Origin of the sequence: Microbacterium sp. NPDC087868 (assembly GCF_044900755.1) — a bacterium.
GTDB lineage: Bacteria > Actinomycetota > Actinomycetes > Actinomycetales > Microbacteriaceae > Microbacterium > Microbacterium galbinum.
The window spans coordinates 1-11,803 of the sequence record NZ_JBJDNO010000012.1 but is presented as its reverse complement, the minus strand read 5'-3'; the positions used below and the strand labels follow the sequence as shown (position 1 = coordinate 11,803).

The window sequence follows — 11,803 nt, the reverse complement described above, 5'->3', positions numbered from 1 at the left end:
TTACATTCCGAACCCGGAAGCTAAGCCTCACAGCGCCGATGGTACTGCAGGGGGGACCCTGTGGGAGAGTAGGACACCGCCGGACTTCTTTTAAGAAAAAGAGCCACCCAACGTTGGGTGGCTCTTTTTCGTTTTACGGGCACTTACACGCGATCACGCGCGCACGTGCACCATGCTCACGTGATCAGTGCGCAAGACGTGCCTCGAGCACCGAGGCGGTGCTGCGTACCGCATCCGCCAATTGCGTCTCCGTGACGTCGTTCCCTGCCCAGGTGACGGCGACCGCGGCCACCGGCCACCCGTTGTGATCGCGCACCACGGCGCCGACGGAGCGCAGGCCGTCGGCGACCTCGCTGTCTTCGGTCGCATATCCGCGCGTGCGCACGTCGCGGAGCACCTCGCGGAGCTCGCGGGGGTTCCGCGGTCCGACGCCGGTGCGGTCGGGGAAAGCCGAGGCGCTCGGATACAGTGCGCGCACCTGCTCGCGGGGGAGCGCGGCCAGCATGGCCCGCCCGCTCGCGGTGAGATGCGCGGGCAGCCGCACGCCCACGTCCGTGACGAGTGCCGGCCGCCGCGGCGCGCGCTCTTCGACGATGTAGAGCACGTCGCCCCCGCTCATCACGGCGAGGTGCGCGCTCTCGCCCAGGCGGTCCGAGAGGGCTGCCACGAGCGGACGCCCCAGCCGGGCGAGCGGCTGCTGTCGGGCGTAGCCGCCGGCGAGCTCGAACGCGGAGGTGCCGAGGCCCCAGCGACGGTCCTCGCGCAGGTGCACCACGAAGCCGTGCAGCGCCAGGGTGCGGAGCAGGTGATAAACGGTCGACCGCGGGAGCGCGAGTTCGCGTGCGATCGCCGATGCGGCGACCGGCGCGGGCCGCCCAGCCAGATACCGGAGGATCCGCAGCGTGTGCTCGGCCGCCGGCACCTGCAGGGGAGCGTCGGCCACGGCATCCGAACTGTCTGGGATCACAGACACAGGATGTCATGATCCGCTGTCGCGGGCGACCCCTCGGGTGTGGAATCGAGACATGAGTGAACTCGCCCCCGTGCTCGTCGGCGCCGCCCCGCTGGCTCCCGCCGATGTCGTCGCCGTCGCCCGCCATGGCGCCCCCGTCGTGATCTCCCCCGACGCGCTCGCTCGCGTCGCCGAGACCCGCGCCGTGATCGACGGGCTGGCTGCCGATCCGCACCCGCACTACGGTGTCTCGACCGGGTTCGGCGCACTCGCCACCACGTTCATCGCTCCCGACCGTCGCCTGCAGCTGCAGGCCAGCCTCATCCGCTCGCACGCGGCGGGAACGGGTGCCGAGGTCGAAGCCGAGGTCGTGCGCGGCCTCCAGCTGTTGCGACTGCAGACGCTCGCCTCGGGCCGCACCGGCGTGCGCCCCGTCGTCGTCGAGACCTACGCCGCGCTGCTCAACGCGGGGATCGTGCCGGTCGTGCGCGAGTACGGATCGCTCGGCTGCTCGGGCGATCTCGCCCCGCTCGCCCACATCGCACTGGCGGCGATGGGCGAGGGTGACGTGCGCACTCCCGACGGTGCGCTGGTCCCGGCATCCGAGGCGCTGGCGGCCGCCGGCATCGAGCCGGTGACCCTCGTCGAGAAGGAGGGACTCGCCCTCATCAACGGCACCGACGGGATGCTCGGGATGCTGGTGCTCGCGCTCCACGACCTCGAGGGTCTGCTCCTCACCGCCGACATCGCCGCGGCCATGTCGATCGAGTCGCAGTTGGGCACGGATGCCGTCTTCGCCGCCGATCTCATGGCGCTGCGTCCGCAGACGGGACAGGGCGTCTCGGCATCGCACCTGCGCGCGTTCCTCGGTGACTCGCCCATCGTGCACAGCCACAAGGGCCCGGAGGACGGCCGGGTGCAGGACGCCTACTCGCTGCGCTGCTCGCCGCAGGTCCACGGCGCCGCGCGCGACACCGCGGGCTACGCGGCGACGGTCGCCGGCCGTGAGCTCGCCAGCGTCATCGACAACCCGGTCATCACGGTCGACGGGCGGATCGAGTCGAACGGCAACTTCCACGGGGCGCCGGTCGCCGCCGTGCTCGACTTCCTCGCGATCTCGGTCGCCGACGTCGCCTCGGTGTCGGAGCGGCGCACCGACCGGGCGCTGGATCCGGCGCGCAACCACGGTCTTCCGCCGTTCCTCGCCGATGAGGTCGGCGTCGACTCGGGCCTCATGATCGCGCAGTACGCCGCGGCCGGCATCGTGTCGGAGCTGAAGCGGCTCGCGGTTCCGGCATCCGTCGATTCGATCCCCTCGTCGGCGATGCAGGAGGACCACGTCTCGATGGGCTGGGCGGCCGCACGCAAGCTGCGCCGCGCCATCGACGGCCTCGGTCGGGTGCTCGCGATCGAGATCCTCACCGGTGCCCGCGCCCTCGACCTGCGCGCCCCCCTGCAGGCGGGACCTGCCACCGGTGCCGTGCGCGACCTCGTGCGCACGGTCGCCGCCGGCCCCGGGCCCGACCGATTCCTCTCTCCCGACATGGAGGCCGTGACCGCGATCGTGCAGTCCGGCGCCGTCGCCCGCATCGCACAGGAGCACGCGAATGACTGACCAGAAGCCCACCCTCACCGACACGACGCGCACCGTGCGCGCGGCACGCGGCAATCAGCGCACCGCCAAGAGCTGGGGCGCCGAAGCCGCCAAGCGGATGCTGATGAACAACCTCGACCCCGAGGTGGCGGAGCACCCCGAGAGCCTGGTCGTCTACGGCGGCACGGGCCGCGCCGCCCGCAGCTGGGAGGCGTACGACGCGATCGTGCGCACCCTCGACGAGCTCGAGCCCGACGAGACGCTGCTCGTGCAGTCGGGCAAGCCGGTGGGGGTCTTCCGCACGCACGAGTGGGCGCCGCGCGTGCTCATCGCCAACTCGAACCTCGTGGGCGACTGGGCGACGTGGCCCGAGTTCCGCCGACTCGAGGAACTGGGTCTGCTCATGTACGGCCAGATGACGGCCGGCTCGTGGATCTACATCGGCACGCAGGGCATCCTGCAGGGGACCTACGAGACGTTCGCGGCCGTGGCCCGCTCGCTCGGCCGCGACTCGCTGCGCGGCACCCTCACCCTCACCGGCGGTGCCGGCGGCATGGGCGGCGCACAGCCCCTCGCGGTGACGATGAACGACGGCGCGGTGCTGATCGTCGACGTCGACGAGTCGCGCCTCGCCCGCCGCGTCGAGCACGGGTACCTCGACGAGTACACGACCGATCTCGACGCCGCCGTGGCCCGCGTCCTCGCGGCGAAGGATGCCGGGGAGGCGCTCTCGGTGGGTGTCGTGGGCAACGCCGCCGAGGTGTTCCCCGAGCTGCACCGCCGTGGTGTGCCGATCGACATCGTGACGGATCAGACCAGCGCGCACGACCCGCTCGCCTACCTGCCCATCGGCGTCGACGTGGCCGAGTGGAAGGCGGAGGCCGAGCGCGATGCCGAGGAGTTCACGCGGCGCTCGCGGGAGTCGATGGCGGCGCACGTCTCCGCGATGGTCGCGTTCCAGGACGCCGGTGCCGCGGTCTTCGACTACGGCAACTCGATCCGTCGGGAGGCGGAACTCGGCGGCTTCGACCGCGCGTTCGCGTTCCCGGGATTCGTGCCGGCCTACATCCGCCCGCAGTTCGAGGAGGGGCGCGGACCCTTCCGCTGGGCGGCGCTCTCGGGCGACCCCGAGGACATCGCCAAGACCGATCGGGCGATCGCCGAGCTGTTCCCCGACGACACCGCGCTGCACCGCTGGCTCGAGAAAGCCGGCGAGAAGGTGCACTTCGAAGGGCTGCCCGCCCGCATCTGCTGGCTCGGATACAAGGAGCGCCACCTCGCCGGGCTGCGGTTCAACGAGATGGTCGCCTCGGGCGAGCTCTCGGCGCCCATCGTGATCGGGCGCGACCACCTCGACTCGGGCTCCGTGGCCTCTCCCTACCGCGAGACCGAGGCGATGAAGGACGGCTCCGATGCGATCGCCGACTGGCCGCTGCTCAACGCGCTGCTGAACACCTCCTCGGGTGCCTCGTGGGTGTCGCTCCACCACGGCGGAGGCGTCGGTATCGGTCGTTCGCTCCACGCCGGTCAGGTGACGGTCGCCGACGGCACCGATCTCGCCGCGCAGAAGCTCGAGCGCGTGCTCACCAACGACCCCGGCACCGGTGTGATGCGGCACGTGGACGCGGGCTACGAACACGCCCGTGAGGTGGCGCGCGAGCGCGGCCTGAACATCCCGATGCTCTGAGCTGCGCTTCTCGAATCTGAAAGGCTGACGCCATGACGACGCTCCTCACGAACATCGGCGAGTTGACGACGAACGCTCCGGGGGCGGGCCCGTCGGCGGGCTCAGGGACCCCGGACACCGGCGATTCGGTGGGCACGCTGCACGAGGCGGCCGTCCTCATCGACGGCGACCGGATCGCGTGGGTGGGGGCAGCGGCGGATGCCCCGCCCGCCGATGAGATCGTGGATGCCGCGGGGCGGGCGGTGATCCCCGGGTTCGTCGACAGCCACAGCCACCTGGTGTTCGGGGGTGACCGGGCCGTCGAGTTCGAGGAGCGGATGGCGGGACGCAAGTACGCGGCCGGCGGCATCCGATCGACCGTGGCGGCCACCCGCGCGGCGACCGACGACGAGCTGCGTGCGCGAGTGCGCGGGTTCCTCGACGAGATGCTCGCGCAGGGCACGACGACCGTCGAGATCAAGAGCGGGTACGGGCTGAGCGTTGCCGACGAGGAGCGTCTCGTGCGTCTCGCCGCCGAGGTCACGCCCGAGGTGACCTTCCTCGGCGCGCACGTCGTGCCGGCCGAGTACGCCGACCGCGGCGACGAGTACGTCGACCTCGTGATCGGCCCCATGCTCGACGCCTGCGCCCCGCACGCGCGGTGGATCGACGTGTTCTGCGAGACCGGGGCCTTCACCGTCGCGCAGTCGCGCCGCGTGCTCGAGGCCGGGATCGCCCGGGGCTTGGCGCCGCGGGTGCACGCCAGCCAGCTCGGACCGGGGGAGGGCGTCGCGCTCGCGGTCGAGCTGGGCGCGGCATCCGTCGACCACGGCACCTACCTGACCGACGAGGACGTCGCGCTGCTCGCGGCATCCGACACCGTGCTCACCCTGCTGCCGGGCGTCGAGTTCTCGACCCGCCAGCCGTACCCCGATGCGCGCCGCCTCATCGACGACGGCGTCACGGTCGCGCTCGCGTGCGACACCAACCCCGGATCGAGCTTCACGTCGTCGATGCCGTTCTGCATCGCGGTGGCCGTGCGCGACATGGGCATGACCCCGGCGGAGGCCGTGCGGGCGGCGACGGCGGGCGGCGCCCGGGCGTTGCGCCGCGACGACATCGGGATCATCGCTCCGGGCGCGCGGGCCGACCTCGTGCTGCTCGACGCGCCGACCCGCATCCACCTCGCGTATCGCCCCGGCGTGCCGCTCGTGGCGCGCGTGTGGAAGGACGGCGTCGCGGTCTGAGCCGTCGCTGCGGGCGGTCGGGCCTGCGGGCTTTCAGGCGGTCAGGCGGTCAGCCCCGCGAGGAGCCGGCGCAGCCCGTAGTCGAAGGCCTGGCCGACGTCGCCGCCGAGCCGGAACGCCCCCGACAGCTCCATCTGCAGGAATCCCGTCGCCCAGGCGGTGAACAGGCGCGCGGCGTCGAGGGCATCCGCCCCGCCGACGAGCGCGGCGGAAGCGCGCAGCACGGGCTCCGACGCACGGTGCAGCGCGTCGACGGGAGCGGATGCCGTGAACATCAGCCGAAAGCTCTCGGGGTGCTCGTGCGCGAAGGCGCGGTAGACCTCGGCGAGCTTCGTGAGGTCGGTACCTGAGTTGTCGGTGTCGACTCCGGTGCCGGAGCCGGAGCCGGTGCCGGGGTCGGTGCCGGAGTCGGCGAGACGCGAGCCGAGTTCGTCGATCGCGGCCTCGGCCACCGCGGTGAGGAGGGCATCGCGATCGCGCACGCGCTTGTAGAGCGAGGGGGCGCGCACGCCGACGCGGGTGGCGACCGCCTGCATCGTGAGGCCCGCCGGCCCCGACTCCTCGAGGATCGCGCGACCGGCGGCGACGATGGCCTCGGTCGAGGTGCGTTCGGGTGCCGGCATGGGCGCCTCCTTCATAGCTATTGACAATAGCCATGATAGCTACGTATCGTAGCTTTCGCAATCGTCCGCCGATCGCACCCGTCCAGAAAGGACCCCGCCATGCTGCTCGCCCCGCACCTCCACCGCCTCGGTAACGACATCGTCGCCTCCTACCTGATCGAGACGCCCGAGGGCATCACGCTCGTCGATGCCGGACTCCCCGGACACTGGCGCGATCTGCAGCGCACTCTCGCCGAGATCGGGCGCCCGCTCAGCGACGTCCGCGGCGTCGTGCTCACCCACGGCGACAGCGACCACATCGGCTTCGCCGAACGACTGCGGCGCGAGGTCGGGGTGCCCGTGTTCATCCATGCCGCCGATGCGCACCGCGTGCGCACGGGCGAGAAGCCGAAGACCGCGATGGGGCCGGCGCGGGTCGGGCCGATGCTCGGCTTCCTCGGCTACGGGCTGCGCAAGAACGCCTTCCGCACGCACCACGTCGCGGAGGTGCGCGAGGTCGGCGACGGAGACGTGCTCGACCTGCCCGGCTCACCAGTCGTGATCGGGATGCCGGGTCACTCGCCCGGCAGCATCGCCGTGCACGTTCCTCTCGTCGAGGCCGTCTTCGTCGGCGACGCGCTCACCACCCGGCACGTGCTCACCGGGCAGGTCGGTGCGCAGCCCGCCCCGTTCACGGATGAGCCGGCCGAGGCGCTCGCCTCCCTCGATCGGCTCGCCGGGGTCTCGGCTTCGTGGGTGCTTCCCGGGCACGGAGCCCCCTGGCGCGGATCACCGGCCGACATCGCGGCAGCCGTGCGGGCATCCGCCTGACGGAGCTCCTGATCTCGGGCTCAAAGCTCCGCCATCGGCGTTCAAGTGTCGGCGTTCCGGTGTCGGCGTTCCGGGTTCAGCGCCCCGCGAGCACCGTCGCCGTGTCGCTGATGGTGATCTGCGGCGGGTAGAGGCCCATCACCTGAACGGCGGCGGCGTGGTTCTCGGCGGTCGACCCCGCGCAGGCGTCGGCCGCGACGGTGACGTGGGCCCCGGCATCCGCGGCGGCCAGCGCCGTCGAGATCACGCAGCAGTCCGTGGAGACGCCGGCCAGCACGATGTGCGCGCCGCGTCCGACGATCCGCTCGATGTCGGCGCCCCACTTGCCGAACGTCGGCAGGTCGAGCGTCGGCAGCGGCGACAGAGTGGAGGCTTCGGCTACGAGAGCGAACAACGGGTCGGTCGGCGGCTGATCGGCGAACGGCCAGGCGGCGAAGTAGTCACCCCACGAGGTCGCGCGATCGGCCGTCGGCATCCACCGCGTCACGAGCACGCGCTCGCCGAAGGATTCCGCGAGAGCCCGGATACGGGGCAACGCCTCGGCGAAGAACGGCGAACCCCAGGCCGAATCCGGTGCCGCGAAGATCGCCTGCGGATCGATCACGATCAACCACGACTGCTCGGTCTCGGGTGCCGCCGTTCCGGTTTCCGCTGGCGACGTCGCGCCCGCCGAGGCGCTCACGCCTCCTGCCGCCGGATCTTGCCCGCACGCGCGAAGTAGGTCACGAGGAACGAGAGCACGAGCGCGAAGAAGACGCCGAGGTTCGCGTACGCGAAGTCGCCCTCGGTGCCCCCGACGAGGAAGAGCAGGTAGCCCTGCCAGTTGTTCCACGGGGCATCTTCGGCGAAGCCGTTGAGGACGAGCCCCCACCCGATCACGCTCGTGACGACCATCGTGCCGATCGAGATCCAGTCCCAGGCGCCGTAGCGACCCTTCGCGTCGAACAGCGCTTTCTCGTCGTAGTCCTTGCGGCGGCGCAGGATGTCGGCGATGAGGATGCCCGCCCACGACGCCAGCGGAACACCCAGCGTGATGAGGAAGCTCTGGAACGGGCCGAGGAAGTCGGTCGCGAAGAACACGACGAAGATCGTGCCGATCGTCAGGATGACGCCGTCGATCGCGGCGGCCGAGGGGCGGGGGATGCGGATGCCGAGGCTGAGCAGTGTGAGGCCCGAGGAGTAGATGCCGAGCACCGCGCCCGAGACGAGGGCGAGCACGGCGGTGAGCAGGAACGGCACGAGCACCCACAGCGGGAGGATGGTCGCGAGGGCGCCGATCGGGTCGGCCTGCACGGCGGCGAAGAGATCGTCGTTGGATCCCGCGAGCAGCAGACCGAACGCCACCAGGATCACGGGAGCGACCGATCCGCCGATCGTGTTCCACGCGACGATCGCCCCGTCGGATGCCGTGCGCTTCTGGTAGCGCGACCAGTCGGCGGCGATGTTGATCCAGCCGAGTCCGAAACCGGTCATCACCATGACGAGGGCGCCGATCACCTGTCCGATGCCGCCGTCCGGACGCGCGAGCACCGCCTCGAGATCGATGCTGGGCGCGGCGAGGATCACGTAGAGGATCGTCACGGCGCCGGTGAGCCAGGTGAGCACCGACTGCATCTTCATGATGGCGTGGTAGCCGAGCACCGAGGCGCCCACGATGAGCGCCGCGACGATGACGGTCGCCGTGATCTTGACGGCGATGCTGTCGCCGTCGCCGCCGAGCTGCGTGATGACGGTGGCGGTCGCGAGCACGGCCATGATGGCGAGGAACGTCTCCCAGCCGATCGACGTCAGCCACGACACGATGCCGGGTACCTTCTGCCCGTGCACCCCGAACGCCGCGCGCGAGAGCACCATGGTCGGCGCCGATCCGCGCTTGCCGGCGATCGCGATGAGCCCGCACAGCAGGAACGACACCACGATGCCCACGACCGAGACGATCGTCGCCTGCCAGAACGAGATGCCGAAGCCGAGCACGAACGATCCGTACGACATGCCGAAGACCGACACGTTCGCCGCGAACCACGGCCAGAACAGGTCGCGCGGCTTCGCGGTGCGCTCGGACTCGGGGATGATCTCGATGCCGGCGCGCTCGATGAGGCCGGGCGGGTTCTGCGTCATCCCCTCATCCTGGCACCGTGCGCCGACATCGGGGCGAATGCGACGAACGACGCCGGATCAGGGCAGGTGTCAGGACGGGGTCGAGACCCGGGTCAGGACCCGATCAGGACCGGAAGAACGCCTCGGCGGTGCGGGCGAGATCGTGGAGGTCGGAGACGCCGGCGAGCTCGCGCGCGGAGTGCATCGACAGGATCGGGATGCCGACGTCGACCGTGCGGATGCCGAGGCGGGTCGCCGTGATCGGTCCGATCGTCGAGCCGCACGGCACCCCGTTGTTCGACACGAACTCCTGCGTCGGCACGCCAGCCCGCTCGCACCAGGCGTGCCAGGCGGCGGCCCCGAGAGCATCCGTCGCGTAGCGCTGGTTGGCGTTGAGCTTGAGGATCGGACCCGATCCGAGCACCGGCTGCACGACGGGGTCGTGCTTGCCGACGTAGTTCGGGTGCACCGAGTGGCCGACGTCGCTCGACAGGCACCATGACGACGCGAAGGCGCGTCGGCGGTCCGAGGCATCCGCCCCCAGCCCGTCGGAGATGCGCCCCAGGATGTCTTCGAGGAAGGGGCCGGCGGCGCCGGAGCGCGAGTTCGACCCGAGCTCCTCGTGATCGAAGGCCGCGAGCACCGCGATCGGGGCGCCCGCCTCGCCCTTGTGCGCGGCGAGGGCGACGACGCCCGCGTGCACCGAGGCGAGGTCGTCGAGGCGACCCGAGGCGAAGAAGGCGTCGTCCTTGCCGAACACGGCGCCGCGAGCGGTGTCGGCGATCACGACGTCGTAGCCGCGGATATCGGCGGCGTCGACACCGGCGGATGCCGCGAGCTCGCCGAGCACATCGGCCTCGCTCGGGTCGCCGAGACCCCAGACCGGCTGCGTCTCCACCTGCTTGTCGAGAGCGAGCCCGCTGTTCGCGGTGCGGTCGAGGTGGATGGCCAACTGCGGTAGGCGCAGCAGCGCGCCGGTGTCGGCGAGCACGACGCGGCCGCCGGTCAGCGCCAGGCGCCCGGCGAGCCGCAGCTCACGGTCGAGCCAGGAGTTCAGGAGAGGTCCGCCGTACACCTCGACGGCGGCCTGCAGCCAGCCGCGGGTACCGGTCGTCGGCTGCGGCTTGAGCTTGAAACCGGGGGAATCCGTATGCGCGCCGAAGACGTGCACGGGTGTGGTGGGCGAGGCATCCGTCGGCACCACCCAGGCGATCGTCGCGCCGTCGCGCACCACGACGAAGCGACCGCCGGGCTGTGCGGGCCAGGCATCCTCCTCGTTCAGGCGTGTGAAGCCCGAGTCCTCGAGGCGGCGGGCGATCTCGGTCGCGGCGTGATAGCTCGAGGGGGAGGCGGCGACGAAGTCGGCGAGGTCCTCGGCGTGGGCGAGGGCGACCGGAGTGACGGGCATGGAGGGCCTTCCTGCAGACGGGCGTCCTTCGAGCGTACCCGCGGATGGTGTCGTGCTCGCACCCCGGGCGCCCTCTGCCACCGGTGCCCGAGCCGGACGAAGGGCCTGGCACGCCATCCGGTTGCGGGGTGAGCGGCGAGGTCCCGGGCCACGCCTCTGTCGCTGCTAGGGCCTGAGTTTGCCGAAGGGCCCCGCCCTGTGTGCGCCCGCGGTTCCTGAGCGAGCGCGGCGAGAGGAAGGGCCGGGTCTCTGTCGCCGCTGGGTCCCTGCGCTTGTCGAAGGGCCCCGCCCCGCGTGCACTCGTTCTGCACCGCTGCCGTGTAGTTCCGAGTTCTCCACCGATCGCGTAGATACTGACGTTGGCCTGGGGTTTTCGTGTCGGAATGTCGGTGGCTACTGGTGGACTGGGACGTATGAACAGCACCGCCGAAGTCCTGGACCGGGTCGCCGCCGACCTGGCCGCGGTGCTGCGCGCAGACGCGCTGGTGGGGTTGTCGGATGCGGAGAAGGTGCAGGTGCTCCGGGCCGCGGGTGAGGTCGCCCGTCTCGTCGACGCCGTCGTGGTGGAGACGGTCGGATCGGTCGATCAACGCCCGGCGGGATCGGGCGAGTTGGCGTTCTGCGGTCGGTTCGGCTGCCGGACGATGAACGAACTCGTCCAACGAGTGCTCCGCACCGACGCGGCCGGGGCGGCACGGGTCGTGAAGGCCGGGAAGGTCGTGCGGCGGGAGCTGGACTTCTCCTCCGGGGCGATGCTGCCCGCCCGATGGCCAGCCCTGCGGGAAGCGCTGCTGGACGGGGCCGTCGGGGTCGCGGGGCTACTGGCCGCGACCGGGCCCGTGGAGCAGGCGGGGCCGCGGATCGGGTCAGCGGACCGGCTGCGGGCGGACGTGGAATTGGCGGAGTACGCCCGGGGACTCGTCGCCGTCGAGGGCGACGGTGGCGGGAGTATGGAGGGCGACGGTGAGGTAGATGCCGGAGAGGGCGCAGACTTCGGCGGCGACCCGGGAACGGAGCACCGTGGGGACTCCGCGCCGCCGGCGACTCCCGAGGACCTCCGGTTGTTGTCGCGGGTGATCGTGACCTACCTCGACCCGGACGGCGCGGAACCCGCGGAAGAGCGCGCGATGCGCGCCCGGGGGATCGTCCTCGGGCGGGTGAAGGACGGGGTGATCCCGATCCGCGGGTCGCTGCTGCCCGAGACGGCGGGGCAGTTGCAGCGCATCTGGGATGCGTACCTGAACCCGAAAGTCGACGGACCACCCGTCCCGGCGGCCCCGATGCCTGATGAAGGGATGGCGGGTGGAGTGAGGTTCGTCCCGACCGTTGACGACGCGCCGCTCCGTGAGACGAACGACTTCCTCGATGGTGATGCTCTGCCCGCCGGTGATCCCAGCTGCATGGTC

The 11,803-nt window shown here is 71.4% G+C and carries 10 protein-coding genes and 1 rRNA gene; 6 read left to right on the top strand and 5 right to left on the bottom strand.

The window, feature by feature from the left end; all coding sequences use genetic code 11:
* Window positions 1–85, top strand: a 5S ribosomal RNA gene (gene rrf / locus ACI2JZ_RS18185); the annotation flags it as partial.
* A gap of 99 nt (window positions 86–184) precedes the next feature.
* Here rrf and ACI2JZ_RS18180 read toward each other — a convergent pair.
* Entirely contained in the window at window positions 185–967 is a 783-nt protein-coding gene (locus ACI2JZ_RS18180; protein ID WP_404598829.1) for an IclR family transcriptional regulator, read from the bottom strand.
* Window positions 968–1,025: 58 nt separating this feature from the next.
* On the opposite strand from ACI2JZ_RS18180, the gene hutH reads away from it, so the two are divergent.
* The 3 genes from hutH to hutI are packed head-to-tail and all read left to right on the top strand — an operon-like array spanning window position 1,026 to window position 5,459.
* Window positions 1,026–2,567, top strand: coding sequence for a histidine ammonia-lyase (hutH, locus tag ACI2JZ_RS18175; protein WP_404598827.1), 1,542 nt, complete (start codon window positions 1,026–1,028; stop codon window positions 2,565–2,567).
* Window positions 2,560–4,233 (top strand): urocanate hydratase, encoded by a 1,674-nt coding sequence (gene hutU, locus ACI2JZ_RS18170; protein WP_404598825.1) that lies wholly within the window; start codon window positions 2,560–2,562, stop codon window positions 4,231–4,233. The genes hutH and hutU overlap by 8 nt, the downstream gene beginning before the upstream one ends.
* Before the next feature lie 32 nt (window positions 4,234–4,265).
* Entirely contained in the window at window positions 4,266–5,459 is a 1,194-nt protein-coding gene (gene hutI / locus ACI2JZ_RS18165; RefSeq protein ID WP_404598823.1) for an imidazolonepropionase, read from the top strand.
* 41 nt (window positions 5,460–5,500) lie between these two features.
* Here the strand turns inward: hutI and ACI2JZ_RS18160 are convergent, their stop codons facing one another.
* Complete coding sequence (locus ACI2JZ_RS18160; protein ID WP_404598822.1) at window positions 5,501–6,082, bottom strand: TetR/AcrR family transcriptional regulator; 582 nt, start codon at window positions 6,080–6,082, stop codon at window positions 5,501–5,503.
* Window positions 6,083–6,181: 99 nt separating this feature from the next.
* Between ACI2JZ_RS18160 and ACI2JZ_RS18155 the strand changes: the two genes are divergently transcribed.
* Window positions 6,182–6,892, top strand: coding sequence for an MBL fold metallo-hydrolase (locus ACI2JZ_RS18155; protein WP_404598821.1), 711 nt, complete (start codon window positions 6,182–6,184; stop codon window positions 6,890–6,892).
* Between the two features lie 76 nt (window positions 6,893–6,968).
* Here ACI2JZ_RS18155 and ACI2JZ_RS18150 read toward each other — a convergent pair whose 3' ends face one another.
* The 3 genes from ACI2JZ_RS18150 to ACI2JZ_RS18140 form a co-directional block, all read right to left on the bottom strand.
* Window positions 6,969–7,574, bottom strand: a complete 606-nt coding sequence (locus tag ACI2JZ_RS18150; protein ID WP_404598820.1) for a cysteine hydrolase family protein — start codon at window positions 7,572–7,574, stop codon at window positions 6,969–6,971.
* On the bottom strand, window positions 7,571–9,010 hold the full coding sequence (locus ACI2JZ_RS18145; protein ID WP_404598819.1) for a purine-cytosine permease family protein: 1,440 nt from the start codon (window positions 9,008–9,010) through the stop codon (window positions 7,571–7,573). The genes ACI2JZ_RS18150 and ACI2JZ_RS18145 overlap by 4 nt, the downstream gene beginning before the upstream one ends.
* A gap of 103 nt (window positions 9,011–9,113) precedes the next feature.
* On the bottom strand, window positions 9,114–10,397 hold the full coding sequence (locus tag ACI2JZ_RS18140) for a M18 family aminopeptidase (RefSeq protein ID WP_404598817.1): 1,284 nt from the start codon (window positions 10,395–10,397) through the stop codon (window positions 9,114–9,116).
* Window positions 10,398–10,810: 413 nt separating this feature from the next.
* On the opposite strand from ACI2JZ_RS18140, the gene ACI2JZ_RS18135 reads away from it, so the two are divergent.
* A partial coding sequence (locus tag ACI2JZ_RS18135) for a DUF222 domain-containing protein (RefSeq protein WP_404598816.1) occupies window positions 10,811–11,803 on the top strand: 993 nt, incomplete at its 3' end.